The organism is Streptomyces sp. TP-A0874 (genome assembly GCF_001748085.1).
GTDB lineage: Bacteria > Actinomycetota > Actinomycetes > Streptomycetales > Streptomycetaceae > Streptomyces.
The window spans coordinates 105099-132095 of the sequence record NZ_BBZK01000005.1 but is presented as its reverse complement, the minus strand read 5'-3'; the positions used below and the strand labels follow the sequence as shown (position 1 = coordinate 132095).

Below are 26997 nucleotides of genomic sequence, written 5' to 3'. Positions count from 1 at the left end.
CGCGCTGGGTGGGGCTCAGCGTGCGGCCGTACGGACCGCGCCGCGGGCGGCCCGTACGGCGCTGTTGTAGGACACCTCGCTCAGTACGCCGGGCGCCGCGACCCGGTCCCCGGCCAGGTACACCCCGTCCCCGCGGTCGACGGCCGGGCGGTCGCGCCAGGTGCGGTCGACCGGGTCGACGGCCCCGGTGCAGTTGACCGCCGTGTGCTCCCGGCGCATGAGCGTGCGCTGTCGCCAGTCGGGGAAGCCCTGGTCCAGCAGGGACTCCGCACGGCGCAGCGTTGCCTCCCGTGCCGCCATCGAGGCGAGGGGGAACTGCGCCTGGATCAGGGACACGCCCTCCGGGGCGAGCCCCGGGTCCTGCGCGGTGAAGCGCTCGATCCAGCCGGGGGCGTCCAGGTCGGAGACGACGAACGCGTCGCCGGGCCGCCGTTCCAGGGCCACGTCCATCAGCAGGGTGCGGGTGCCGGGCCAGGTCAGGCTCTGGTCGCCCAGGAGCCGACCGGCCGCCTCGAGCGCGGTGGCCACGACGACGGGGCGGTCGGGGGGCAGTTCGGTGACGCGCTCACCGGTGCGGATCGCCACCCCGAGACGGCGGGCGTAGGCGGCCATCCGGTCGATGAGGGACTGCCAGCCGCCCTGCGGGTAGTGGGCCTCGGGCGGCACCTTGGACGCCCGCCGGAACCGTTCCTGGGTGAAGGCCGCGGAGAGGCCGCCGGGGTCGTGGTGGTAGACGGCGACGGCCGCGTAGTTGGCCGCGGCGTGCGCCGTCTCCGCGCCGACACGGGCGGTCGCCCAGGAACGGAAGTCCGTGCCGGCGGGGGCGGTGCGGTGGGCGGCCAGCCGGAAGAGGCCGAGGGGCGGAAGGCGGTGCAGCCTCCCGTGGCGGTGGTAGCGGACCCGCAGCACCTCCCGGACCGGTAGGCGCGCGAGCGGCTCCAGGAGTCCGCGCCGCTTGAGCCACCTCCAGTGCGGCCCGCCGTTGTAGAGCGCGTGCGGACCTTCGTTGGTGCGGTACGGAGGCTGGGCGGTGCGGGCCCGGCCCCCGAGGACCTGGTGGGCCTCGTGGAGAGTGACGCCGGCCCCGGCCTCGGCCGCGGTGATGGCGGCGACCAGACCGGCGAAACCGCCTCCGATGACCGTGACAGGGCGCACGGTGGTCCTCCCCTACACCCGCTGGCAGTGTGCGTGTCCGCACTCCTAACGAGCCGGGTGGGGAAACTGTCACACCGCGCCGCCGCGGACCGCCGCCGCAGGCCGCGCCCGGACGTGTCCGGCTTCCCGCTCGGCCGGTCGCCCGGGCCGCGGTCGGCTGCCACGCTCGCCGGGCCGGTGCGGTGCCGGCGTCCGGGTGGGGGCGGAGCGGCACCCGGCGGGGAAAGAGGCGCCGGCCGACGAACGTCCTTCACAGCACCTCGATGTTCCCACCGGGGGCCAGTCGGCGGCGGCAGTCCAGCACGTAGCGGGACTGCCGCCGGATCAGGTCGTAGTCGAAGGCGTCGTGGTCGGTCAGCAGGACCACCGCGTCGGCGGCGGCCAGCTCCTCGGCGCAGAACTCGGCCCGCGTCACCCCGTCGGCCGAGGGCGGGAGTTCGGCCACGTGGGGGTCGACGACGCGGACCTCGGCGCCCATGCCGCGGAGCAGCTCGTGCGTGCGGAGCGCGGGCGACTCCCGGGTGTCGCTGGTGTTGGCCTTGTAGGCCACGCCGAGCAGCAGCACCCGGGAGCCGGCGAGGGAGCGGCGGCGGGTGTTGAACGCCGTGAGCAGCCGCTGCACGACGTAGTCCGGCATGTGGCCGTTGATCTCGTTGGCCAGCTCCACGAAGCGGAAGCGGCGCCCGAGCGTGCGGTGGACCCGCCAGGAGAGGTACTCGGGGTCGATGGGCAGGCAGTGCCCGCCGACGCCAGGCCCGGGGGTGAAGCGCATGAAGCCGAAGGGCTTGGAGCCCGCCGCGTCGAGCGTCTCCCAGACGTCGACGCCCAGCTCGTGCGCGTACACCGCGATCTCGTTGACCAGGGCGATGTTGACGTGCCGGAAGGTGTTCTCCACGAGTTTGGACAGTTCGGCGGCGGCGGGTGTGCCGACGGGCACGACGGTGTCGACGAAGGACTCGTAGAAACGGCGGACGGCGGCGAGGGACGCCTCGTCGATCCCGGAGACGACCTTGGGGGTGTTCCCCAGGTGCCACTGCCGGTTGCCCGGGTCGATCCGCTCGGGGCTGTAGCCGAGGTGGAAGTCGGCTCCGGCGGTGAGACCGGAACCCGACTCCAGGATCGGTGAGAGCAGTTCCACGGTCGTGCCCGGGTACGTCGTGGACTCCAGGATCACCGTCGCCCCGGGCCGCAGCCGTGCCGCCACGGTGCGCGCCGCGTGCTCGATGTACGTCAGGTCCGGCACCCCCTCGCGGAGCGGGGTGGGGACGGTGATGACGGCCGTGTCGAAACCCTCCAGGTCCTTCGGGTCGCTGGTGGGCAGGTAGCTGCCGTCGTCGAGCAGGCGCGCCAGTTGCTCCCCGGGTACGTCCTCGACGTACGACTCGGCGACCATCAGCCGCTTGACGCGGTCGGTGTCGGTGTCGAGGCCCACGACGCGGTGGCCCGCGTGGGCTGCCCGTACAGCAAGGGGCAGGCCCACATAGCCCTGCCCGAGTATCACGGCCTTGCTGCGCATGGTTCCTCCCGGTGCGGCGGAGCGACGTGTCGGTCGGTTCACTCGAAGAAGGCGCACACCGCGTCGGCGACGCCGCGCATCTGCGCGCGGGTCAGGTGTGGGTGCAGGGGCAGCGCGAGATGGCGCGCGCAGGCCAGTTCGGCGCCGGGCCAGGATGCGGTGGGGGGTGTGGTCGGGACGCCGGCGAAGGCGGCCGACCGCGGCAGCGGCTTCGGGTAGTAGACGCGGGTGCCGATCCCGTGCGCGGCCAGGTGGCGGGCGAGTGCGTCCCGGTCCGCGGTGTGTACGGCGTACACGTACAGGCAGCGGCCGTCGGCGCCGGGGCGGGGCGCGAGCAGCCCGTGTTCCCGCAGCGGTGCGAAGCGTTCGTCGTAGTAGTCGACGACGGTGCGGCGTCGGTCCAGGAGTCCGTCCAGGGCGGGGAGCCGTCCGAGTTGGAAGGCGGCCTGGATCTCGTCGAACCGGCTGTTGAAGCCGATCTCGTGGTGCACGAAGCGCTGGCGGCCGTCCTGGCCGTGGTTGCGCAGCATGCGGACGGCGCGGGCCGGCTCGGCCTCGTCGCTGAGGACGACGGCGCCCTCCCCGACCATGCCGAACGGCTTGACGGGGTAGAAGGAGTAGAGGCCAAGGTCGCCCCAGGCGCCCGCGGGACGTCCGCGGAGGGTGGCGCCCTGGGCGACCGCGGCGTCCTCGATGACCTCCAGCCGGTGTCGGACGGCCAGTTCGATGATGGCGGGCATGTCGGCCATCGTGCTGAAGACGTGGGCCGCGATGATCGCCCGAGTCCGTTCGGAGACGCGCGACTCCGCGTCCACCGGATCGATCACGCCCGTCTCCGGGTGCACATCGGCGAAGACGGGCTTGGCGCCCGTCCCGAGCACGCACGCCGCGAGGGGCTCCGCCCCGAACGCCGGCACGATCACCTCGTCCCCCGGGCCGACGCGCAGGGCGCGCAGCGAGAGCGTCAGCGCGCCGGTGCCGCTGGCGCAGGCGATGACGTCGGCCACCCCGGTCCGCTCGCGCAGCGCGCGCTCCAGCTCCGCGGTGCGTCGGCCGAGGATGAACTTCTGCTCCGGGTCGGTGCCCACCTCCCGGACGGACGTCAGGAGCAGTTCCCGCTCGGCGGCCGGCAGTGGCGGGTGGCCATAGGGGACGGTGGCGGGGGCGCCGGCCCCGGTCGCGAGGTCATCGATCGTCACGGTCGGCTCCCGGGTGGAAGGCGTGAACGGCGGAGCAGACACGCTCGAGCTGCTCCTCCGTGAGGTCGGGGTAGAGGGGCAGGGCGACCGTGTGCCGGGCGGCGGACTCCGCCCGCGGGTGGTCGCCGGTGCGGTGACCGTGCCCGGCGAAGCAGGGCTGGGTGTGCAGCGGCTGCGGGTAGTACGTCTCGGTCTCGACACCGTGTGCCGCCAGGTGGGCCACCAGGCCGTCCCGGTCCTCGACCTCGATGACGTACACGTAGAACACCGGATCCACCGGGGCGCCCCGGTTCTCGACCGCCGGCAGTCGGAGTACACAGGGGGCCGTGGCGAGCCTCTCGGTGTACGCGGCGGCCAGCTCGCAGCGGCGTCTGATCTCCTCGTCCAGGCCGGCGAGCCGGGTGAGCAGCACCGCGGCCTGCACCTCGTCCATCTTGGCGTTGGTGCCGGCCAGTACGCCCTGCGGAGCCACTTCGGCGAGGCCCCCGGCGCCCGTGCTCCGGCCGCTGCCTGGCAGTCGGCCGTGGTTGCGCAGGGCACGGACGCGTTCGGCGAGTTCGTCGTCGTCGGTGAGCACCATGCCGGCGTCACCGAGCGCGCCCAGGGTCTTGGTGGGGAAGAAGGAGAGCACACCGCCGCGCCCGACCAGCCCGGTGTGGACGCCGTTCCAGCGCATGCCGATGCCCTCGGCGCTGTCCTCGAGCACCTGCAGGCCGTGCCGGTCCGCCACGGCCCGCACACCGGCCATGTCGGCCGGCTGGCAGAAGAGGTGGACGGGCATGACCGCCTTGGTGGCCGGGGTCAGCGCCTTCTCCAGGGAGAGCGGGTCGATGCAGTACGTGGCCGGGTCGATGTCCGCGAAGACGGGGCGGGCGCCGGCCAGCGCCACCGAGGTGGCGGAGGCGACGAACGTGAAGGCCGGGACGACGACCTCGTCCCCGGGGCCGATGCCCGCCGCCCGTAGCAGGAGCACCAGCGCGTCCGTGCCGTTGCTCACCGCCAGGGCGTGCCGGGCGCCGGTATAAGCGGACAGCGCCTCCTCCAGCTCCGCGCAGACGGGGCCGGCCGAGTAGACGCCGGTGTCGAGGAGGCCCTCGATGCGGCGGCGCAGCACCGGCCACGATCGCTCGAAGGAAGCGGTCTGTGTGAAGAAGGGGACTTTCCCCGAATCCGAATCGGGCCCGGAGAGCGGCTGAATGCTTTGTGGTGATCCCCTGGCCATGCCTCTCCATCCATCAGAAGTGTGCCGTTGAGGCTAGGTCAGGAATTTCGGGGCTCGGAATAGCAGTGCGGAGGCAATGTGGTGGCAAGTTCGGGGGTGTTCTCATGGCAACGTGCTGCACGTAGGTGCCAGTTTGCCGGGCGACAGACATTGCCGGTTCCCTGTTATTGACTGCGGAGCGCGCCCCGCTGATGGTTGGGGCATTCCAACTCCGAAACCTGGGGGCGTCCGATCGTGTCCATGGAGAGAGAAGTCGGCACCGGGAATGCCGGAGCGAAGGAAATTCCCGGTAAGAAGGTGCTCCTGGCCGAACCGAATGGATTCTGTGCGGGGGTGCGGCGCGCGATTGCCATGGTGGAAAAGGCGTTGGACACCTACGGCGCCCCCGTCTACGTGCGCAAGGAAATCGTGCACAACCACTACGTGGTGGCCTCGCTGCGGCGGCGCGGCGCCATCTTCGTCGAGTCGGAGGAGGAGGTGCCGGAAGGAGAGGTCTGCCTCTTCTCCGCACACGGCGTCGCTCCGGCGGTGCGCTCCGGGGCGCAGGCGCGGCGGCTGCGGACCATCGACGCGACCTGTCCGCTGGTGTCGAAGGTGCACCAGGAGGCCCGTCGGTTCGCGCGGGACAACCGCACCGTCCTCCTGATCGGCCATGCCGAGCACGAGGAGGTCGAGGGCACCTACGGGGAGGCGCCGGAGCAGACCGTCGTCGTCGAGAACGAGGAGGAGGCCCGGCGGCTTCCGCTGCCCACCGACACGCCGGTGGCCGTGCTCACGCAGACCACGCTGTCCGTGGACGAGACCGCGGGTGTCCTGCGGGTGCTGCGGGAGCGCTACCCCGACCTGGTGACACCGCCCGACGGTGACATCTGCTACGCCAGCACCAACCGGCAGGCGGCCGTACGGGACATCGCGCGCGAGAGCGATCTGGTGCTGGTGGTCGGCTCCCGGAACTCCAGCAACTCCCTGCGCATGGTGGAGGTGGCCAGGGGCGAGGGCGTCCCCGCCCACCTGGTCCCGGACGTCTCCGAACTGGCCGAGGAACGGCTCACCGGCGTCCGCACGGTGGGGGTCAGCGCCGGGGCCAGCGCCCCGCAGATCCTCATCGACGAACTGCTCGAACGGCTCGATCGCCTCGGCTTCCACGAGGTGCGGCTCTCCCACACCGTCACCGAAGACGCCGAGTTCTCCATGCCCGCCCGTCTCGTCTCCCCCGCCCACCCAGCCCGTTGAGAGGATTCCGATGACCACGTCACCGCCCGCGACGGCGCCCGCGTCCGCTGCCCGGAACCGTGCCGAGGTGCTCTCCCGCGTCGAGGAGCGGCTGAAGAGCCTGCTGGACCTGGAGCACCGGCGGTGGGCCGAGGTGGACCACCGCGCCACCGCCCCGGTCGAGGCGATCAGCCGGCTGGTGCGCGCGGGTGGGAAGCGCCTCCGACCGGACTTCTGCGTCGTGGGCTTCCTGGCGGCCGGTGGTACGCCCGACGATCCGCGGGTGGTGGAGGCGGGTACCGCGATCGAACTCCTCCACGCCTTCGCCCTCCTCCACGACGACGTGCTCGACGGCTCGGCCGTGCGGCGCGGAGTGCCCACGGCCCATGTGCGTCATGCCGAGGAGCACCGGAGCCGCGGCTGGCAGGGCGAGCCGCGCCGTTACGGGGAGGGGGTGGCCGTGCTCGCCGGCGACCTGGCCTTCGCCTATGCGGGCCGACTGGCACAGGAACTGCCCCGGCAGGCCCGGCGGGTGTGGGCGGAACTGGTCGGGGAGATGATCGTCGGCCAGCACCTGGACGTGGCCGTGGCCGCCGAGGCCGTGGCCGACCCGGACCTGTCGGCCTACATCGCCAACGCCAAGTCCGGCCGCTACAGCATCCGGCGCCCGCTGGAGCTGGGCGCCTCGCTGGCGGGCGGCTCCCACCTCTCGGGCGCCTTCGAGGCGTACGGCACCGCGCTGGGGGAGGCCTTCCAACTGCGCGACGACCTCATCGACGTCTTCGGCGACGCCGGGGTGGCGGGAAAGCCCGTCGGTGCGGACGCCGACAACCACAAGATGACGCTGCTGGTGAGCATCGCCGTACGGGACGACCCCGCGGTGCGGGAACTGGTCGCCCGCGACGACCTGCCGCCCGGCGAGCTGAGCCGGGCCCTGGAACGGGCCGGCGTGCGCGCCACCGTGGAGCACCGCATCGACCGGCTGGTCACCGAGGCCGGGGAGGCCCTGGCGGGGACGCCCGTCGACGAGGAGTGGCGGGTGGTGTTGGCCGAGATGGCCGTCGCCGTCGCCTACCGGGACAAGTGAGCGCGATGCGTACCCTCATCGTCGGCTTCGGCCGATCCGGCGCGGGTCTGCACCTGCCTGTGCTGCGCCGGCTCCGCGCCGAAGCCGGGGCGGCGGACCACTGGTCGCCGGAGCCGCCGCTGGTCTGGGACGTGCGGGACGTGCGGCAGGAGGCCGCGGCGGCCGGGCTCGCCGCGGCCGGCTCCCTGGAGGAGGCGGCCGCGACCGCCGACCCCGCGCGGACCGTGGTCCATGTCTGCACCCCTCCCATGGAGCGGCCGCACGTCCTGGAACAACTGGCCGACCTGGGCTTCACCCGGCTGCTGGTGGAGAAGCCGCTGGCCGCCGACACGGCCTCGCTGGAGGCCGTCGACGCCCTCGCCAGGAAGCGGGGGCTCATCCTCCGGGTGATCTCCCCGTGGCTCAGCAGCGAACTGACCGGCGCCCTCCGCCGACTGGCCGGCGGGCCGCGGTTGGGAGCGCTCCGGTCACTGGCGTTCCGCCAGCTCAAACCGCGCTGGACGCGCTCCCTGAACGGCCCCGGGCACCCCACCGTCTTCGACGTGGAGCTGCCGCACTCGGTCGGCGTGGCGCTCCGGCTGGCCGGGGACGCCCAGCCGGTCAGGGCCGCCTGGGAGGACCTGCGCCTCGGCGGCCGCACCGTGCCGCGGATGGGCCGCGGGCACCTCGAACTGCGCCACGAGAACGGAACCACCAGCGAGTTCTTCACCGACCTGACCGCGCCGGTCCGCGAGCGCAGCGTGGTCATGCGCTGCGCGACCGGCGAGGTGACGGGCCACTACCCGGTCAGCGAGGCCGATCACCACGCCCAGTGGACCGTCCGCGAGGGAGCGGGCGCCGCCAGGCGGAGCGTGGTCCACGACGAGGCGCTCGCGACGTTCCTGCGCGATGCCTACCGGGACTTCGCCGAGGGCCGGACCACCGCCCGCGGCGCCGACGACTACGCGATCGGCCGCCGGGTGGTGGAGATCCTCCAGGAGGCCAAGTCGCTGGCCGAGGCGAGCCCGACGGCACGCGTACCCGACCCCGGTGAGCGCCCGGCGGAGCCCGTCGATCTGTCGAAGGGGGCAGCTCATGACGTCTGAACCGGGCTCGGCGGGGACCGTGGCGCCGCGGGTGGTGCTCGGCGGCATCGGCGACGAAGCGGCACCGGGGCTGGAACGGCAGTTGTCGGCGCTCCGCCGGCTCGGCTGGACACAGCTGGAACTGCGCTCCATCGACGGGGTGCCGCTGGCGGACCTGCCGGACGACGCCTTCGCCCGAGCGGCAGAGGCGATCGCCCGGGCCGGCGTGACGGTGCCCTGCGTCGACGCGCGGATCGGCAACTACAGCCGGTCGGTGGCCACCCCTCTGGAGACGGACCTCGCCGAACTGGACGTGCTCGGTGAGCGCTGTGCGGCGCTCGGATGCCGCTTCGTGCGGATCATGTCCTACCCCAACGCCGGGCTCCCCGAGCCGGAGTGGGAGCGGGAGGTCCTCCGCCGCGTGCGGCGGCTGGCGGTCCGGGCCGAACGGGCGGGCGTCGTGCTGCTGCACGAGAACTGCGCGGGATGGGCCGCCCGCGACCCCCGCCGGATGCTGCGGCTGCTGGAAGCGGCGGAGAGCCCCGCGCTCCGGTTGCTCTTCGACATCGGCAACGGCGTCGCCTACGGCTACCGCGCCCTCGACCTGCTCCCCGCCCTCGGCCCCCATGTGGCGCACGTGCACGTCAAGGACGCCCTCGGGGACACCGAACGGCAGCGGTACACCCTGCCGGGCGACGGGGACTGCGATGTCGCCGACTGTCTGCGGCGGCTGTACGACGGCGGCTACACCGGCGTGCTGTCCATCGAACCGCACCTCAACATCCGGCCGCACGACGGCTGGCGCGACCCCTCGGGCGACTACGTCGACTCCTTCGTCGCCTACGGGCGCCGACTGGAGGAGCTGCTGGCGACGGACGTCCTGCCCCAGCTCACCGCGGTGGGGGAGGAGTGATGGGCGCCCGCACCGTACCGACCCCGGGCGGAGCCGCACCGGCGCCCGGGGCGCGGCTCTCGCCGGCCGACCGGGACCTGCTCGTCCACCTGATGACGCTGCCGACGGCCGGGCCGATGGAGACCGGCGGGGACGGGCACCCCCGGCTGTGGGAAGCGCAGTCGGCGTACGCGGACGCCGCGGCCGAACTCGGCTTCACCGTCGTCCACCACGCCGCCGCACCGCCCGCCTCGCTCCAGTCGCCGGAAGTCCCGCGGAGCGTACGGGAGGCGGCGCGCGCCCGGCCGGACTTCCTGGAGTGCCAGCCGAACATGGTGCTCCGGCTGGGGCCCGAACTGCCCCGGGCGCGCACCCTCATGTTCAACGTGCACCTCGACACCGTCGCCGGTGGCGGCCCGGTCGGCTTCGACGGCCGGCGCTTCCGCGGCCGGGGCGCCATCGACGCCAAGGGACCGGCCGTCGGACTGCTGGCCGGGCTGCGGGCGGCGGTGGGCGCCTGCGGGGCGCTCGGCACCGAGGTGGGCGTACTCGTCCAGTTGGTCTCCGGCGAGGAAGGCGGCGCGATGGGCGTCTTCGGCACCCGGCCGCTCGTCGAGGCCGGCTGGGTGGGCGGGCTGAACGTCTTCTGCGAACCGACCGGCCTGCGCGTCCTGGACCGCGCCACCGCCTCCATGACCGCCGCGCTGCACGTCACCGGTCGCGACGCGGTCGACGACGCGCCCGGCACCGGCCACAACGCCACAGTCCTGCTCGGGCACCTCGCCCAGCACCTCGCCCGGTGGCTGCCGCAGCCGCCGGACGGCCGGGTCTGCGTGGCCGGACTGCACACCGGCGAGATGCACAACAAGGTCTACGGAAGCGGGCGGTTGCTGCTCAACCTCTCCTACGGCTCCCCCGCCACCGCGCACACCCTGGAGCAGGCGCTGCGGGAGGCCGTGGGCACCGGTCTCGCGGACTTCCGGGAACGCTTCGCCGACCATCCCGCGTACGCGCTCACCGCCGGCGAAGCCGGAGCCGTACTGCGTCTGGAGTGGCTCAAACACGGGCTGCCGGCGCTGGAGGCGCCCGCCGGGCCGCGGACCGCGGAGCTCCTCGGAGGGGCCCGGCTGGACACCTGGCCTGCCGAGGCACCCGCCTTCACCTGCGACGCCATCTGGATGGCCGGGGTACCCGGCACCTCGACGATCGTCTTCGGGCCCGGCGACCTGGACGCCCACGGCGCCCACGCGGCCGAGGAGTTCGCCGACCTCGCCGACCTCGACGCCCACGCGCGCCTCGTCGCGCGGCTGACCACCTGTTTCGCCCACCACACCACCACCAGGGAGGCCACCGCATGAACACGCTCACGCCACCGGCGACGAGGAAGCGGGGGGAGGTACGCGTAGACCACCGGGAACTGCTGGACTTCACCGCCGCGGTACTCGCCTCCCGCGGGGTACCGCCCGGACGCGCCCGCACCGCGGCCGAGGCCCTCGTCCACGGGGACCTGACCGGGGTGACCTCGCACGGTCTGGTCAACCTCACCCGGTTGTACCTGCCGCTCTTCGACGAGGGCCGGTGCGACCCGGCCGCGGAGCCCGGGATCGTCACCGACACCGGCGCCTCCGTCCTGGTCGACGCACGGCGCGCCCTCGGCCTGTGGGCGGCGGCCGAGGCGGTGGACCTGGCCGCCGATCGGGCCCGCGACCACGGAGTGGGGCTGGTCTCGGTACGCGGTGCCACCCACCTTGGGTGCGCCGGCGCCCACGCGCTGCGCGCCGCCCGGCGGGGCATGATCTGCCTCCTGGTCTCCAACTGCGGCCGTCAGCGCATCGCCCGCCCGCCGGGCGGCCGGCCCGCGATGCTCGGAACCAATCCGCTGGCGTTCGCCGCGCCCGCGGGCCGGCAGCCGCCGCTGGTGCTGGACATGAGCACGACCGCCGTGCCCACCGGCCGGGTGCGGGCCGCCGCCCGTGCGGGGGAGCGCATACCCCCCGGCTGGCTGGCGGACGACGACGGCCGACCGGTCACCGACCCCGGCGCCCTGGACCGGGGGGAGGGCTTCCTCCAGTGGCTCGGCGGCAGCCCGGAGACCGGTGTCTACAAGGGCTACGGGCTGGGCCTGCTGGTGGAGGTCCTGGGGGCGCTGCTGCCCGGCGCCGGCCTCGGCCCGGCGCCCGAGGCCCTGGCGGGGGACGGCAGCCCTTCCGGGCGGGACGACGACATCGGCTTCGCGGCGCTCGTCGTCGCACCCGGTCGGCTCCGCCCGCAGGAGGACTTCGAGGCGCAGGCCGACGGACTCTTCTCCGCGCTGCTCGGCGCGCCCGCCCTCGCAGCTGACCGCCCCGTCCGCTACCCGGGCTGGTACGAGGCACGCCGGGCGGCCGAACGCCGGGACACCGGTGTGCCGCTGTCCGAGTCGCTCTACGCGGAGTTGCGGAGCGTCGCCTCGGACACCGCGCTCCCGGCACCGGCCCCGCTGCCGGCGGCGGACGCGGCCGACCCCGTGGAGACAGCGGACGACAGGGACCCGGTGGCCGGTCCGGTGCGGGAGGAACGATGAGACCGCTGCGCATCGGTGTGGTGGGGCTGGGAGTGATCTCCCGCTTCTACCTCGCCGCGCTCGACGGCACGACCGAGGCGGAGCTCGCGGCCGTGTGCGACCTGCGGGAGGAGGCCCTCGCGCCGCACCGCGGAACCGTGCCCTGCTACCGGGACCACCGAACGATGCTCGCCGAGGGCGGGCTGGACGCGGTCGTGGTGAACGTCCCCAACGACGCGCACGCCGCGGTGTGCCACGACGCGCTCGACGCCGGAACAGCGGTGTGCGTGGAGAAGCCCCTCGCGTTGACCGCAGCGCAGGGGCGCCGACTGGCCGAACTGGCGAGCCTCCGGGAGACCGTCCTCTTCACCGCCTTCCACCGCCGCTACAACTCGCACGTGCTGGCGCTGGCCGAGTCGCTGCGGACGGACAACCCCGTCACCTCGCTGACCGTCCGCTACCTGGAGAAGATCGAGGAGCACGTCGGGGAGGACCGCTGGTACCTCGATCCGCAGCGGTGCGGCGGCGGCTGCGTGGCCGACAACGGGCCCAACGCCTTCGATCTGGCCCGGCTCCTCCTGGGCGACCTCACCCTGGTCTCCGCCGAGGTGCGGCGCGACGCGGCCGGCACCGACCGGCAGGCGCTGGTCCGGCTGCGGTCGGCCGCCGGTGTCCCCGCCACCGTCGAACTGGACTGGTCCTATCCGCACGGTGAGCTGAAGGACGTCACCGTGCGGCTCGCCGACGGCTCCCGGCGGTACGCCGACATGCTCGCCGGCCACCGCGCCTTCAAGGGCTCGCTGTGGCACGAGTACGAGGGCATCCTCTCGGACTTCGCCCAGCGGGTTCGCACCGGCCGGGAGTCCTCGCGGAGCGGCGTCTCCGCCCTGGAACTCGTCGAGGACGTGTACGCCGCCGAGCGGACGGAGGTGAACGTGTGATGACGCTTCCCTCCACCACCTCACTGGACTGGGAGAACGGCGCCAAGCGCGAGGTGACCGGCGAGATCGTCAAGGTGCTCAAGCACCGGCGCCAGGACCGCGGGATGCGCCTGGAGGAGTTCGCCTCCCGCTGCGTGCAGCGCGGTGAGATCCACGAACTCGTCACCACCGACCACGTGGAGACGGCGGCCGGCTCCCGTATCGACAGGGTCGGCTTCCTGGGCTTCGCCGAGTTCATCCAGGCCGGCGTCGTCGACCGGGGAGACACGGTGCTCCTCGACGACGAACCCGTCGGCACGGTGCTCGGCTTCGACGCCTGCCACTTCCCCAACCACTACAACGTGCTCATCCACACGGAGCGGACCCTGACCGGCCCCGAGGCGGGACTGCGTCCCGGCAGCCACATCGTCTTCCGCCCACCGGCCCGACTCTGACCCCAAGGAACGGAGATCACCCTCATGGCGCTCCTGGAGACCATCTCCGGCCCCGCGGACCTGCGCCGTCTGAGCCCCGTGCAACTGGAGTGCGTGGCCGCGGAGATCCGCGAGACGCTCGTCCGGAAGGTCCGGGCCAGCGGTGGCCACCTCGGGTCGAACCTGGGCGTGGTGGAGCTGACGCTCGCCCTGCACCGCGTCTTCGACTCGCCGGCCGACACGCTGCTGTGGGACACCGGGCACCAGACCTACGTGCACAAGATGCTCACCGGACGGCAGGAGGGCTTCGACCGGCTGCGGCAAGGCGGCGGCCTCTCCGGGTACGCCTCCCGGGCGGAGTCCGAGCACGACGTCATCGAGAACTCGCACGCCTCCACGGCGCTCGGCTACGCGCACGGCCTGGCCAGGGCGCGCGCGCTGGCGGGCGACCGGGGCCGGGCCGTCGTCGCCGTCGTCGGGGACGGCTCGCTCACCGGCGGCATGGCCTGGGAGGCGCTCAACAACCTCGGCGGCGAGCCCGACCTGCCCGTCATCATCGTGCTCAACGACAACGGCCGCTCGTACCAGCCGACCGTGGGCGGCATCGCCGCACACCTCCGCCGACTCCGCGCGGGGGCGGGCTCACGGCACACACCGGAGACGGCGGCGGAGCCGGACGGGAACCTCTTCGAGCGCCTCGGTCTGGAGTACCGCGGTCCGGTGGACGGCCACGACGTGGCCGCCGTCGAGGAGGCGCTGTGCGCCGCCCGGTCGACGGCACGGCCCGTCGTGGTGCACGTCGTCACCGAGAAGGGCCGCGGTTGGCCGGAGGCCGAGAGCAACGACCTCGACCGCTGCCACGTCGTCCGCGCGGCCCCGACGCCGGGGCCCGCCGCGGCCTCCACACCCACACCGGCGTGGACCTCCGTCTTCGGGGAGGAACTGGTCGCCGTCGCGGAGGAGCGCCCGGACGTCGTGGCGCTGACCGCGGCGATGCTGGAACCGGTCGGCCTGCTGCAGTTCGGGCGGCGGTTCCCCGAACGCACCATCGACGTCGGCATCGCCGAGCAGCACGCCGCGGCGCTGGCGGCGGGCCTGGCGCTCGGCGGGGCCCACCCGGTACTCGCCCTCTACGCCACCTTCGCCAACCGCGCTGTCGACCAGCTCCTGATGGACATCGCCCTGCACCGGTGCCCGGTCACCCTGGTGATGGACCGGGCCGGAGTCACCGGTGACGACGGGGCCAGTCACAACGGCATGTGGGACATGAGCCTGCTCCAGGCGGTGCCCGGGCTGCGCATCGCGGCGCCGCGGGACGGGAGCAGGCTCCGCGAACTGCTGCGGGAGGCCGTGGCTCACGAGGAGGGCCCGACGGCGCTCCGCTTCCCCAAGGGCGCCACCGGAGCGGATGTCCCCGCCCTCGACACGTACGCCGGTATGGACGTCCTGTGCAACGAACCGGGGCGCGACGTGCTGGTGGTGACGGCCGGACCGATGGCCCGGCTCGGGCTGGAGGCGGCCGGCCTGCTGAAGGCCCACGGCATCGGCGCCACCGTGGTCGACCCGCGCTGGGTGGCGCCGGTCAACCCGGAACTGGCCACCGTCGCCGCGCACTACGCGTACGTCGTCACCCTTGAGGACCACGGCCGCACCGGCGGTATGGGGGCGGCCGTGGGCCAGGCCCTCGCCGACGCCGGGGTCCGCACGCCGGTGCGCTCCTTCGGACTCCCCCGCGCCTTCCTGGAGCACGGATCGCGCGCTGAGGTGCTCGCCCGCGTGGGACTCACGGCCCCCGCCGTCGTCGGCAGCGTCCTCGCGCTCCTCGAAAACCGCGCCGCCGCGCGTGCCACACCGGCCTGGAGCTGACCTTCTCTCCCTCCTCTTGCCCCCTGATCCCGCAAGGAAGTGACTCTGGATGGGCGTCGATCTCGGAATCCCGGACGTACCGACCCGACTGGCGGTACGTCGAAAGAGCCGGCGGATCCTCGTCGGTGACGTTCCGATCGGTGACGGCGCGCCGGTGTCGGTGCAGTCGATGACCACGACGCGTACTTCGGATATCGGTGCGACGCTTCAGCAGATCGCCGAGTTGACGGCGGCGGGGTGTCAGATCGTGCGGGTGGCGTGTCCGACGCAGGATGACGCGGACGCGCTTTCGGTGATCGCGCGGAAGTCGCAGATTCCGGTGATCGCCGATATTCATTTCCAGCCGAAGTACGTGTTCGCGGCGATCGAGGCCGGTTGTGCGGCGGTGCGGGTGAACCCGGGGAACATCAAGCAGTTCGACGACCGGGTGAAGGAGATCGCGCGGGAGGCTTCGGCGGCGGGTACGCCGATCCGGATCGGGGTGAACGCGGGTTCGCTCGACAGGCGTCTGCTGCGGAAGTACGGGAGGGCGACGCCTGAGGCGTTGGTGGAGTCGGCGTTGTGGGAGTGCTCGTTGTTCGAGGAGCACGGGTTCCGGGACATCAAGATCTCGGTGAAGCACAACGATCCGGTGGTGATGGTCAACGCGTACCGGCAGTTGGCGGAGCGGTGTGAGTATCCGCTGCATCTGGGGGTGACGGAGGCGGGGCCGGCGTTCCAGGGCACGGTGAAGTCGGCGGTGGCTTTCGGGGCGTTGCTGTCGGAGGGGATCGGGGACACGATCCGGGTGTCGTTGTCGGCGCCGCCGGTCGAGGAGATCAAGGTCGGTGCGCAGATCCTGGAGTCGTTGGGGTTGCGGCAGCGCAGGTTGGAGATCGTCTCGTGTCCGTCCTGTGGGCGGGCGCAGGTGGATGTGTACAAGTTGGCGGATGAGGTGACCGCGGGGCTGGAGGGGATGGAGGTTCCGCTGCGGGTCGCGGTGATGGGGTGTGTGGTCAACGGTCCGGGTGAGGCGCGGGAGGCGGATCTCGGGGTGGCCTCCGGTAACGGTAAGGGGCAGATCTTCGTCAAGGGCGAGGTGATCAAGACGGTGCCGGAGTCGAAGATCGTCGAGACGTTGATCGAGGAGGCGATGAGGATCGCCGAGCGGATGGAGAAGGACGGCACCATCTCCGGCCCGCCCGAGGTCGTCCTCCGTTGACCCCCGGAGGGCCGTCCGGACGGAGGACGCCGGTCACGGCGACATCGCCAGGAAGGTGGTGTCGCTGTCGCCGAGCCCGTCGGTGGGGGACCGCAGCACCTTGTTCGCCACCTGGATCCGGGAGGCGCAGTCCAGCTTGCGCATCACCCGCCGCAGCGTGTTCACCGCCGTCCACTCCGCGATGCCGAGCCTGCTGGCCACCTCCCGATTGGTCAGCCCCTCCGCGACCAGCGCGGCGACCTCCTGCTCCCGGCGGGTGAGGGCGTCCGAGGCCGCCGGCTGCAGTGGGTTGACCAGCGGCCGGATGGGTTCCGCCGCCTGGACGGCGGCCGCGTGCGCGGTGAGCGCGGCCCCCCGGCGACGCTGGGTCTCCCAGGCGGCCTCGCCGAGGCGTTCGCGGGCGGTCGCGAGCAGCCCCGAGCGGTAGGCCGCCGGCTGGTGCAGCGGCCCCCCGCCCGTCGCCGCCTCGATGGCGTCGGCCGCCGAGAGCAGCAGCGCGGCCCGCTCCCACGCCTCCTTCGCCCGCCCGTGCCGCCCCACGATCACCGCGGTCATCACCCGCAGCGCTGCCGCGGTCGACGGGATGTCGCGCAGTGCGTCCAGGACGCGCATCGACTCCCGGACGGCCTCCTCGGCCCGGTCGGCCTCCCCCCGGTCGATTACCAGCCCGGCCCAGGTCAGCCTGGCGAGAGCCGCGGCCCGTCGGTCACCGAGCGTCTCGTGGGTGCTGGCGGACTCCTCCGCCAGCCGCAGCGCCTCGCCGGTCTCGCCCTGGTCGCGGCGGACCTCCGCCAGTAACGCCTGTGCCGAGGCCAGCCCCCGTGCGTCCGCCGACTCCCGGTACGCCGCCACGGCGCGTTCCACCAGCGAGGCGGCCTCGCCCACATCGCCCCGGATCTGGGCGAGCCGGGCCAGCCGTACCCGGGTCAGTGCGGCCGGTGCCCGGTCGCCCGCCGCCTCGTACCCCTCCAGGGCGTCCCGCAGTCGCGGCCCCGCCTCCTCGGGAGCCCCGGCGTGCAGACCGGCCGTGCCGAGCGCTGCCAGCAGGGCGGTACGGGTGGCCTGGGAGAGTTCCCCGTCCGCGTCGAGGACTCGGACCAACCGGTCCACGGCCGGGCGGGCCTCGCCGCGCATCAGCCAGTAGGGCAGCGCCGCCGTGGCCAGGCGGGCGGCGTCCTCCTGGTCGCCGGCGGTGCTCAGGAAGACGAACGCGGCGAGGACCTCCTCGCGCCAACGGTCGAGCCGCTCCAGCCCCAACGACTGCTTCCGGCCGCTCAGCAGCCCGAGGTTGGCGAGCGCCCGCCGCTGGAAGTAGGCGGCGTGCGCCGTGGACATCGCCTCCAGCGTGCCGTCCTTGGTGAGCCGTTCGAGGGCGAAGGGGCGGGCGTGCCGCGGCATCCGGAAGCGCACGCTGCCGTCGGTCTGCTCTCGGGAGAGGAGCAGGCTGCGGTCGAGGAGGTCCGCCAGCGAGTCCTGGGCGTCCTGGGCGGAGAGGCCGAGGACACCGCTGACCTCCAGGCAGTCGAAGTCGCCGGCGAAGACGGCGAGTCGGATGAGGAAGGTGAGACGTTCGGCGCACAGTCCGGCCTGGCCGTACTCGACGGCGCTCCGCATGCTGAGGTGGCGCGACATCGTGTCGGCCGCCGAGCCGTGCAGCGCGTCGGAGGAGTCGTCCAGCTCCGCCAGGAGCGAGGCCGGCGAGTTCACCTTCAGCCGGGAGGCCGCCAGTTCCAGGGCGAGCGGCAGCCCGTCCAGCCGGACGCACAGCTCCGCCACGGCGGCGCGGTTCTCCTCCGTGAGCTGGAAACCAGGGCGCACAGCGCGGGTGCGGTGCACCAGCAGCTCGACCGAGGGGACCCGGGCCAGCCGCTCCAGCTCCGCCGCGTCCTCCGGATGCGGGACCGCGAGCGGTGCCAGGATGACGCTGCGCTCCCCGTACACGCCCAGCGCCTGGGTGGCGGCCGTGACCACGCGCAGCCGCGGTGCGCTGTCGGCCAGCTCCGCGACCAGCGGGGCGCAGCCCCGCGGGGGCGGGCCGCCGCAGTCCAGCACGAGCAGGAACTCGCGGTCGCGCAGCGCGTCCACCGGGTGCGCCCCGAGCCCCAGGGCGGCGGCGATGGCCTCCCTCAGGCCGCTGCCGTCCCGCGGCACGTCCAGGCTCTCCAGTTCGACGCGGCAGCCCCCGTCGGCGAACTCACCGACGACATTCTCGAACAGCGCTGCCGACAGGCGGGTCTTGCCCACCCCCGTGGGGCCGACGAGGGCGAGCACCCGGGAGCTGTCGGAGAGCACCCGCGCCTCCAGCCCGGCGAGTTCCTCCTCCATGCCGATCAGGGGGGTCAGGGTGTAGCGGCCCTGCTGTCCCACCCCCGACACATCGGCCTTGCGGTCCCTCGGGTGTCGAGCATCGCCGCGATTGAGCACCATGATGGCCCCTCACTTCCCCCTTGACTGATGCCGCAGGGCAGCGAGGGTCACAGCCGGCGGCCAAGGAACGATCAGACGCCGTTCAAGGAAGGGCCAAGGGGCAGGCGAGCGGCGTGGCGGCGACGTGTGCCGCCGGCGGGCAGAAGCGACCGGTCACCACGCTTATCACGCGATGCGGCCTCGTCCGGCCGGAAAGCCGGACGAGGCCGTGTGGCTTGCGTTACGTTAACGGGCGTTCCTCGGAGGTTCACGGAGGGGCCCGGCGTGGCGTCAGCGCCCTGGGTTCATCCCCGCAGGACGCCGGTGAGGAGTCGGCGGGCCGCCAGTTCACCGGACTGGACGGCCGCCTCGCTGGTCGGTCGCTGGAAGACCCAGTCGCCCGCGTACTCCACCCCGCCGGCCTGGCGGTCGAGGAACGCGCTGTGCAACCGGAGCGCCTCCGGGGTGGCCTCGGGGGCCGCGTGCGGGTGCCGGTGCACGGAGGCGCCGCGCAGCGCCGCACCGAGCCCGGGTGCGTACCGTTCGGCCCGCGGCAGCACCGCCCCGGTGATCTCCTCGTCCGTCAGGTGCAGCAACTCCCGCGTCGCACGGGGCGAGGTGAGGACACTGACCAGTCCGTGTCCGTCCGGAGCCCGGTTGCGGGCCTTGAGGTGCTCGAAGGTGAGCCCGCTGATGTAGCCGTCTTCGGAGTCGGGCACCAGCAGTGCGTACGTCCGCGGCGTGCCGCGTCGCTGCGGTGCCGAGAGCGGCCGGTCCACCGGACACGTCACCCGGATCATCGGCGCGTAGGTCGCCGCGCGCAGGAAGCGCTCCTCGTGCGGTGGCGCCCCCGGATACAGCGCCCTCGCCAGCGGGGAGGGCACCGCGAGCACCACCGCGCGGGCGGTGAGGGCGGTCCCGTCGGCGAAGCCGAGCCGGACCCCGGAGCCGCTCTCCTTCACCTCCACGACCGGCCTGCCGCAGCGGACGTCGAGGCGTTCGGCCATCCGTCTGGCGAGTGCGTCCATGCCGTCCCGGTACGTACGCCAGCCCAGCAGTCCGCGGGTGGCGATCATCGTCGCCACGAGCGGTGCGACACAGGAGCGTTCGGGGTCCCAACCCCAGCCGGTGCTCACCGCCGGCTGGAGGACGTAGTCGAGCAGTTCCCGGTGTCGGCCCGCCGCCAGGTCAGCCACGGTCCGGGTGCCCAGCGGGCTCTCGCCGGGGCGCCGGGTGTCGAACCGGCCGGCGGACCGCAGGAGGGAGGCGACGAGGCGGGCCAGCGCCATGCGGCCGCCCAGCGAGAGTCCGGCACCGGTGAGTGCGCCCACCCAGTGGCCGGTACCGGCGTGCGCCCGGCCGTCCCGCCACACGCCCGACAGGCTGCGCACCTTCAGCACCTGGCCGTCGGAGTCCAGGCCGACCTCCCGGACGAGCCGCCAGGTCGCCGGGTAGCCGGCGGTCGCGAGGGTCTCCGTACCCTCCTCCACCGTCCACCCGTCCACCCGACGGGCCCTCATCCGACCGCCGACGGCGTCCTCCGCCTCGAACACGACCGGGTGGCGTCCCTCTTCCCGGAGCCGGTGGGCCGCTGTGAGCCCGGCGATCCCGCCTCCCACGACGGCGACGTCCACCTCGTCGTCCGGATTCGGTACTCCGCCGCCGGTATCCGTCCGCGTCACGTCCACCGCCCCGTTCCGAAGGTGCCGGCCCCGGCGAGGAGACGCTCGCGCAGTTCGAGGCGGCGGACCTTCCCGGTACTCGTCCTGGGCAGCGCCTCCCAGGGCATCAGGACGGGTTCGTCCATATCCGGGAGGTCCTCGGTCGCCCGCCGCCACTCCTCAGGTGGCAGCGCGCCGTCCCGGGTGCACACCACGGGCAGCGGCCGACCGCCCCGGACGGCCAGTACCACGGCCTCCAGGAGGTCGGGCAGCCGGTCCGCGAGCACGTCCTCGACCTCGATGCAGCTCATTCCGGGAACCCGGTCGACCTCGCGGTCCAGGAGGCGGAACGCGCCGGTACGGGTGCGTACGGCCCAGTCGCCGGTGTTCCACCACCGCCCCAGCGCCTTGCCCTGCCAGCGGTCCTCCTCGCCCAGGTAGCCGATGCACCGCCCGTTGGTGCGGGCGAGGACCAGGCCGGGAGTCCCCGCCGGCACTCGCTGCATCGTCTTGGGGTCGACGACCCGCATACCGGTGAACCCGGGGATGGGCCGTCCCACGTCGCGCGTGGTCGGGTGTCGTTCGCCGCGGGCGGCCAGCGCCCGGCGGGTGAGCAGGCGGAAGGTCATCGGGCCGGTCTCGGACTGCCCCCAGCCCTGCAGCCAGCCGGCGAACGGCCGCTTGCTGGCCGCCAGGAAGCGGCGCACGGTCGGCGGGTGCATGGCGTCGAAGGTGCTGACGTACAGCCGCACCTTCGCGAACAGCCCCTCGGAGTCGCCGGCCAGTTCCTCCCAGGCCCCGTAGGTGGCCGGGACGGCCTCCAGGTAGGTCGGGCGGTGCCGTCGGAACATCCGTACGGCCGACTCCCGGTCCGGTCCGTGCAGGACGAGCGCGCGGCGCGGTGCCAGCCGCAGCGTCCCCGCGCTCCAGGTGATCATGCGCATGTGGTTGTAGGGGGTGGCGGTGGCGACGGTGTCCCAGGGCTTCATGCCGACGATGGGCCAGGGCAGCGACTCGGTCCGGCCCAGGTGTCCCATGATCGTGTCAGCCGAGTGGACCACCAGCTTGGGCGCGCCCGTGGTTCCCGAGGTGTGGGTGGCCACCATGGGCTCGTAGGAGGCGGTGCGTACGGGCGCCGGCACGGGGCCGCCGCCCAGTTCGGGCGCGAAGACGGCACCCGGCGCGGGCTCGTCGAGGCAGACGGTGCGCTCGGCCGCCCCCTTCAGGTCCGCGCCGGCTTCCGCGGCGCGGTCGAGCACGGCCGCGGTGGTGACCAGGACCCGGGCCGCCGCCCGGTCGAGCACCGTCCGCAGCGTCTCCGGCGGCAGCGCCCCCGACACCAGCACCGGGAGCGCGCCGAACCGGGCGGCGGCACAGGCGAGGACGAGGTAGTCCCAGTGGTTGTCCTTGGCGATGGCGATCCGGTCCCCGGCTCGTGCGCCGGTCGCGTACAGCCACCCGGACGCCCTCTCGACGAGCGCGGCGAGTTCCGCGCTGTCGTACTCCGTGCCGCCTCCGGGAGCGATGTCGAACGGCCTGCTCAGATGGAAACGGGTCCGGCAGCCACGCTCGGCGTGGACGTCGAACAGCGACCCCAGTGACAGGGGGCCGTCCTTGCTGCTCATGTCTTCATCTCCCTTATCGGGCCAGCTGGATGAGGTTGACCAGGACCAGGCAGGCGACACCGGTTCGGAACGCCACCACTCCTCGCCTCCGAGCCAGCAGCGCGTCGCCCCCGCGCCGGAAGGTGGTGAACTGGCGCAACCGGAGTGCGATGACGGGCAGCAGCACCGGAGCCGTCCACCAAGGGGTCCAGCCGACCGCGGCCGGGCCGCAGATCAGCAGCAGGTCGAGGGCGGTGAGCGCGCCGATGAACCGGAGGTTGCCGCGCTCCGAGGTGCGTACCGCCACCGTGCTGCGGCCGACCGCCCCGTCCCCGTCGATGTCCTTGGTGTTGGAGTAGGCCGAGACGAGGATCTGCCAGAGACCGAACAGCAGAGCCTCGACCAGCACCAGCGACGGCAGGTGGCCGCTGAGGTAGCCGTACGGTGCCGCCACGATGGCCGTCGGGCAGCCGGCGATGAGGAGTTCGCCCCACCCCCGGTAGCTGAGCTTCAAGCCGTACGAGTACTGCCAACTCGTGGCGAGCACCAGGCCGGTCACCGCCAGTGCCCACCACGGCCGGTGTACCGCCTGGGCCGCGGTGATCGACCACAGCGCCACACCCCAGGCCAGGGCGAGGAAGCCGAAGCGGGTGGCCTGGCGCAGGGTGAGCGCCCCGGTCAGCAGGGGCTTCCGCTCCAGCGGTCGCAGCGGTTCGCCGTCGGCCCCCACGTAGTTGGCCCGGTCGCTCCCGTCGAGGAAGCCGTTGACGTCGTCGAAGGACATCACCGCCGAGACCACCCCGAGCTGGCCCAGCATGAACAGGACGACGGTGAGCAGGACCGCCCCGGTGATCGGGGAATGCGGCACCAGCGCCGTCAGCACCACGGCGACGCTGAGGTAGTAGTCGAGGAGGAACGAGGCCTTGGCCAGCCGGAGGTACACCCGCAGCCGGGACGCCGGGCCCCCGGGCCGCGCCGGGCCGCCCCGCACCGGCACGGTGGTGGGCCGTTCGGCGGACGTGGACAGGTCCATGATCGTCTCCCAGTCCGGCGTCGCGCTCAGGCGGTGGTGAGCGTCTCGGCCGCCCGTATGCCGGAGAGCATCGCGGCCTCCGAGATGGGCGAGGTGAAGAAGTCGCCCGCGAAGACCACGGGCCCGCGCTGCTGCCGGATCACCCGGGCGGACCTGCGGTAGCGGCCCGGCTCCGGTACCGGCATCGCATGCGGCCGCTCCGCGATCTGGAACGGCTCCGCGTCGGCGGGGAAGTCCGGCCACAGTTCGGTGACGAGCCTGCTCGTCTCGGCGAACTGCTCCTCCGTGGACAGGCCCAGCAGCCGTCGGCTGACGGCTCGGCCCGGGTAGATGAACGCCAGGTGTTTGTCGACCGGCCGACCCTGCTCGTCCCGGACCTGCCGTGGGAAGGTGATGATGGTCTTGACCGGCGGGTCCTCGGCGCCGGCCGCCACGATGTGCGCCTCGGAGGGCATGCTGCTGAAGTCGACCAGGTAGGACACCGACAGCGCCGGCTCGTACCGCTGCGACTCCAGGAACTCGCGGGTGTCCTGGCTGACGATCCCGGTCGGCAGGGCGGCGGTGAGCTTGGCGGCGACCGGGGCGGTCGTGGCGACGACGACGTCGTCGAACTCCTCGGTGGCGACCGTGCCGTCGGCGCCGCGCGCGGAGATGTGCACCCGGCCGTCGATGACCTGGAGTTCGGTCACCTCGTGCTCCAGCCGGATGTCGGCCCCTTCCGCGTTCCGCTCGGCGATGACCTCCATTCCGTGCCGGAAGACGTAGAACTTGGCACCCGCGACCTGCGCCTGCATCGCCCTCACGTGCGCCGCGGAGACCTCCTCGCACTGCCACAGCCAGAAGGACTCGATCTCCGGGCGGAGGAGGTTGTCGAACCCGCGTCGGCTGAGAATCCGCTCGCCGTACTCCGCGGCGGTGGTGCCGTCGTCGAAGGGGGCCAGCTTCAACGGGTCGAAGATGTCCAGTTGCTTGCGCCTGAAGGTCTCCCGCACGGTCGCCGTCAGGAACCTGATGCGGTCGCGCATCGGTACGTGCGGGTACCGGAACAGGCTGAGCAGAGAGTCGGAGAGAAGCTCCGCGGGACGGCCCTCGTCCACGACGATCACGTTGTTCGACATCTCCACGAGCTGGTCCTCGAGACCGTACTCGCGGATACGTTCGAACATGAGCTTGTAGAAGCTGGTGAACCAGAGGTTCACCCCCACATCCGGCTCGATCTCGGGCCGGTGCCAGGACCTCGCCCTGCCGCCGAGTCCGGGCGACGCCTCGTAGACGACGACCTCCCGTCCGGCCTTGAGTAGCTCCTTGGCAGCAGCGCAGCCGGCCATACCGCCGCCGACGACGGCAGTTTTACCGCGTTCCGTCATGTTTCCGCCTCCACAGGGGCGTATGTGCTCGGTTGTCGTACAGCGCAACGTAGGGCGGGCCAAGTGATGTTGAAATAGCAGGGGGATGACAGAACAGATGAGCAAGTTGTTGCCATGGTTCAGAACGCCGCCCGCGTCATACCCTGTTGTGCCACGATGATCCTGCTGTGGGCCCCAGCGCGACGAGATTCCCGGCAGGTGCCGCCCGACGAAGGGTTTGGTCTCACGGATGTTGGCACGATTGGCTCGGCTGTCGGTCCGCCACAGTAAATTACTGCTGTATCTGTCCGCGGCTTTGTTCCTGATTGCCGGAGCCCTCGGTGGAGGGGTTATTCAGAAACTCTCCACTGGCGGATTCATCGACAGTTCCACGGAGTCGGCCCGGACCTCGGAAGTCATGCACGAGCGGTTTCACGCGGGCGCCCCCAATTTCAACCTTCTCGTCACGGACAACCGCGGGGTCGATTCGCCCGACGTCGCCGCCGCGGGCAAGCGCCTGACGGAGCGGCTCGCCGACGAGAAGGGCGTCGAGCAGGTCGTCTCCTACTGGTCGCTGGGGAAGGCCGAGTCGCTGCGCGGTGGCGACGGCGACCGCGCGCTGGTGATGGCGCGCATCTCGGGTGACGAGGACGAGGTCCAGCAGACCTTCGAGCGGATCCAGCCGAGTTACGAGGGGAAGGTCGAGGGACTCCAGGTGAAGGTGGGCGGCAGCGCGCTCGCCAACCAGGAGATCACCGACACGACCGAGCAGGACCTCATCAAGATCGAGATGATCACCTTCCCGATCCTGATCATCGTGATGCTCTTCGTCTTCCGCAGTGCCGTCGCCACCCTGGTAACACTGCTGGTCAGCGGTCTGACGATCGTCTCCGTCCTGCTGACGCTGCGCGTACTGATCCTCTTCACCGACGTTTCCGTCCTGGCCACCAACGTCGCCACCGGTCTCGGACTCGGCCTCGGGATCGACTACAGCCTGATCCTCATCAAGCGCTACCGGGAGCAACTCGCCCTGGGCATGGACACCGACGAGGCCATCGCCGCGTCCCTGCGCACCGCCGGCCGCACGGTCCTGTTCTCCGCCGTCACCGTGGCCCTGGCGCTCGCCGCGCTGCTGGTCTTCCCGTTCTACTTCCTGCGCTCCTTCGCCTACGCCGGCATCCCGACGGCACTGCTGGCCGCCTTCCTCGCCGTCACCTTCCTGCCGGCGTTGCTGAAGGCGCTGGGGCCGCGCATCGAGAAGGGCCGGGTCCTCCGCCGGAGGACCGCCTCGGCCCAGCGCCCGGAGACCCAGAACTTCTGGCACCGCCTCGCCCTGACCGTGATGCGGTTCCCGCTGCCGGTCGCCGTGGCCGTGATCGCGGTGCTGCTCGTCCTCGGGGCGCCCTTCCTCGACCTGCGGATGAGCCTGCAGGACGAGCGGGTCCTGCCGACCGGCACCCAGTCGCGCCAGTTCGGCGACGAGATCAGACAGCACTTCGACGCCCAGGAGACCCAGGCGCTCAACGTCGTCCTCAGCGGCACCCCGGGCACGGCCGACCGCGAGGTGGCTCCGTACGCCGAGCGGCTCTCCCGGCTGCCCAACGTGGCCCGCGTCGACAGCGAGGCCGGTTCCTTCGCCGACGGAAACCGCATCGCCCCCGCCTCAGCCGCCTCGGCCCGCTTCGGCACGGACGACAGCACCTACCTGTCCGTCGTGACGCAGAGCCAGTCCCTCTCGGAGAAGGGCCGGGAACTCGTCGCGGACATCCGGGAGACGCCGGCGCCCTACGACGTCCAGGTCGGCGGTCCCGCCGCCGAACTGACCGACTCGATGAAGGCGATGAACGACCGGCTGCCGCTGGCGCTGGTCTGGATCGCCGTCAGCTCCTTCATCGTCCTGTTCCTCTTCACCGGCAGTCTGCTGCTTCCGCTCAAGGCCCTGATCCTCAACTGCCTCAGCCTCAGCGCCACGCTGGGCGTCCTCGTATGGGGCTTCCAGAACGGCCATCTGGAGGGCATCGTCGGCGACTTCGTGGTCACCGACTCCATCACCTGGACGGTGCCGGTGCTGTTGTTCTGCATCGCCTTCGGCCTGTCGATGGACTACGAGGTGTTCCTGCTGTCCCGCATCAAGGAGGAGTACGACAGGACCGGCGACAACCGCCTGGCGGTCGCCTACGGGCTGGGCCGGACGGGTTCGCTCATCACCTCGGCCGCCGTCCTCATCGCCATCGTCTTCCTGGGCTTCGTGATCTCCGGCATCGTGTACCTCAAGGCCATCGGCATAGGCCTGGCGCTGGCGGTCCTCATGGACGCCACGCTCGTACGCGGCAGTCTGGTGCCGGCCTTCATGCGGCTGTTCGGCCGCGGCAACTGGTGGGCCCCCCGGCCACTGCGGGCCCTCCACGCCAGGATCGGCCTCCACGAGTCCGGCGCCACCGCTCCGCCTCCCGCGCCGGTCCCAGCGGCCGCACCCGCTGGCGGGGCCGCCCGCGAGTACGCCCCTACGGACTCGGAGGAGTAGGCCCACTACACACCAGCACTCGTCCACCAGCCGGCCCGTGCCCCGTCCGCCACCGCCCTCTCCGGGCGTGGGCGCGGGGCGCGGGCCGGCTGGGTCCTGTCGGCAGCGACGGA

Annotated in this window: 20 protein-coding genes; 11 read left to right on the top strand and 9 right to left on the bottom strand. The window is 72.7% G+C overall.

What is annotated here, in order from left to right:
* Window positions 1-15: 15 nt before the first annotated feature.
* From BGP73_RS08215 to BGP73_RS08200, 4 genes are all read right to left on the bottom strand, one after another.
* Window positions 16-1155 carry an FAD-dependent oxidoreductase gene (locus tag BGP73_RS08215; protein ID WP_069813246.1) on the bottom strand — a complete coding sequence of 380 codons (1140 nt, stop codon included), beginning with the start codon at window positions 1153-1155 and terminating at the stop codon, window positions 16-18.
* A 250-nt stretch (window positions 1156-1405) separates the two neighbouring features.
* A complete protein-coding gene (locus BGP73_RS08210; protein WP_069813244.1) occupies window positions 1406-2671 on the bottom strand; it encodes a nucleotide sugar dehydrogenase in 1266 nt (421 codons plus the stop codon).
* Window positions 2672-2709: 38 nt separating this feature from the next.
* Entirely contained in the window at window positions 2710-3870 is a 1161-nt protein-coding gene (locus BGP73_RS08205) for a DegT/DnrJ/EryC1/StrS family aminotransferase (RefSeq protein WP_244501135.1), read from the bottom strand.
* A complete protein-coding gene (locus tag BGP73_RS08200; protein WP_244501134.1) occupies window positions 3857-4984 on the bottom strand; it encodes a DegT/DnrJ/EryC1/StrS family aminotransferase in 1128 nt (375 codons plus the stop codon). The genes BGP73_RS08205 and BGP73_RS08200 overlap by 14 nt, the downstream gene beginning before the upstream one ends.
* 348 nt (window positions 4985-5332) lie before the next feature.
* On the opposite strand from BGP73_RS08200, the gene ispH reads away from it, so the two are divergent.
* The 10 genes from ispH to ispG are packed head-to-tail and all read left to right on the top strand — an operon-like array spanning window position 5333 to window position 16310.
* The gene (gene ispH, locus BGP73_RS08195; protein ID WP_079127337.1) at window positions 5333-6325 is read left to right on the top strand and encodes a 4-hydroxy-3-methylbut-2-enyl diphosphate reductase; all 993 of its coding nucleotides are present in this window, start codon (window positions 5333-5335) and stop codon (window positions 6323-6325) included.
* A 10-nt stretch (window positions 6326-6335) separates the two neighbouring features.
* Window positions 6336-7391, top strand: coding sequence for a polyprenyl synthetase family protein (locus BGP73_RS08190; protein WP_069813240.1), 1056 nt, complete (start codon window positions 6336-6338; stop codon window positions 7389-7391).
* 5 nt (window positions 7392-7396) lie between these two features.
* Window positions 7397-8476, top strand: coding sequence for a Gfo/Idh/MocA family oxidoreductase (locus BGP73_RS08185; protein ID WP_069813238.1), 1080 nt, complete (start codon window positions 7397-7399; stop codon window positions 8474-8476).
* The gene (locus tag BGP73_RS08180; RefSeq protein ID WP_069813236.1) at window positions 8466-9368 is read left to right on the top strand and encodes a sugar phosphate isomerase/epimerase family protein; all 903 of its coding nucleotides are present in this window, start codon (window positions 8466-8468) and stop codon (window positions 9366-9368) included. The genes BGP73_RS08185 and BGP73_RS08180 overlap by 11 nt, the downstream gene beginning before the upstream one ends.
* Window positions 9368-10705 (top strand): M20/M25/M40 family metallo-hydrolase, encoded by a 1338-nt coding sequence (locus BGP73_RS08175; RefSeq protein WP_069813234.1) that lies wholly within the window; start codon window positions 9368-9370, stop codon window positions 10703-10705. Before BGP73_RS08180 ends, BGP73_RS08175 begins: the two co-directional genes overlap by 1 nt.
* The gene (locus BGP73_RS08170; RefSeq protein ID WP_069813232.1) at window positions 10702-11910 is read left to right on the top strand and encodes an Ldh family oxidoreductase; all 1209 of its coding nucleotides are present in this window, start codon (window positions 10702-10704) and stop codon (window positions 11908-11910) included. The genes BGP73_RS08175 and BGP73_RS08170 overlap by 4 nt, the downstream gene beginning before the upstream one ends.
* Entirely contained in the window at window positions 11907-12830 is a 924-nt protein-coding gene (locus BGP73_RS08165) for a Gfo/Idh/MocA family protein (protein ID WP_069813230.1), read from the top strand. Before BGP73_RS08170 ends, BGP73_RS08165 begins: the two co-directional genes overlap by 4 nt.
* A complete protein-coding gene (locus BGP73_RS08160; RefSeq protein ID WP_069813228.1) occupies window positions 12830-13264 on the top strand; it encodes a DUF6917 domain-containing protein in 435 nt (144 codons plus the stop codon). Before BGP73_RS08165 ends, BGP73_RS08160 begins: the two co-directional genes overlap by 1 nt.
* Before the next feature lie 24 nt (window positions 13265-13288).
* Complete coding sequence (locus tag BGP73_RS08155) at window positions 13289-15109, top strand: 1-deoxy-D-xylulose-5-phosphate synthase (protein ID WP_069813226.1); 1821 nt, start codon at window positions 13289-13291, stop codon at window positions 15107-15109.
* A gap of 49 nt (window positions 15110-15158) precedes the next feature.
* Window positions 15159-16310 (top strand): flavodoxin-dependent (E)-4-hydroxy-3-methylbut-2-enyl-diphosphate synthase, encoded by a 1152-nt coding sequence (ispG, locus tag BGP73_RS08150; protein WP_069813224.1) that lies wholly within the window; start codon window positions 15159-15161, stop codon window positions 16308-16310.
* 33 nt (window positions 16311-16343) lie between these two features.
* Here the strand turns inward: ispG and BGP73_RS08145 are convergent, their stop codons facing one another.
* From BGP73_RS08145 to BGP73_RS08125, 5 genes are all read right to left on the bottom strand, one after another.
* Entirely contained in the window at window positions 16344-18737 is a 2394-nt protein-coding gene (locus tag BGP73_RS08145; RefSeq protein WP_139134541.1) for an ATP-binding protein, read from the bottom strand.
* A 284-nt stretch (window positions 18738-19021) separates the two neighbouring features.
* The gene (locus BGP73_RS08140; RefSeq protein WP_069813959.1) at window positions 19022-20398 is read right to left on the bottom strand and encodes a protoporphyrinogen/coproporphyrinogen oxidase; all 1377 of its coding nucleotides are present in this window, start codon (window positions 20396-20398) and stop codon (window positions 19022-19024) included.
* The gene (locus BGP73_RS08135; RefSeq protein ID WP_069813220.1) at window positions 20395-22002 is read right to left on the bottom strand and encodes a class I adenylate-forming enzyme family protein; all 1608 of its coding nucleotides are present in this window, start codon (window positions 22000-22002) and stop codon (window positions 20395-20397) included. The genes BGP73_RS08140 and BGP73_RS08135 overlap by 4 nt, the downstream gene beginning before the upstream one ends.
* A gap of 13 nt (window positions 22003-22015) precedes the next feature.
* On the bottom strand, window positions 22016-23014 hold the full coding sequence (locus BGP73_RS08130) for a prenyltransferase (RefSeq protein ID WP_079127335.1): 999 nt from the start codon (window positions 23012-23014) through the stop codon (window positions 22016-22018).
* A 26-nt stretch (window positions 23015-23040) separates the two neighbouring features.
* Window positions 23041-24381: an FAD-dependent oxidoreductase gene (locus tag BGP73_RS08125; protein ID WP_079127334.1), complete on the bottom strand. Its 1341-nt coding sequence runs from the start codon at window positions 24379-24381 to the stop codon at window positions 23041-23043.
* A gap of 217 nt (window positions 24382-24598) precedes the next feature.
* Here BGP73_RS08125 and BGP73_RS08120 point away from each other — a divergent pair, with 217 nt between their 5' ends.
* Complete coding sequence (locus BGP73_RS08120) at window positions 24599-26884, top strand: MMPL family transporter (protein WP_441350751.1); 2286 nt, start codon at window positions 24599-24601, stop codon at window positions 26882-26884.
* Window positions 26885-26997 lie beyond the last annotated feature (113 nt).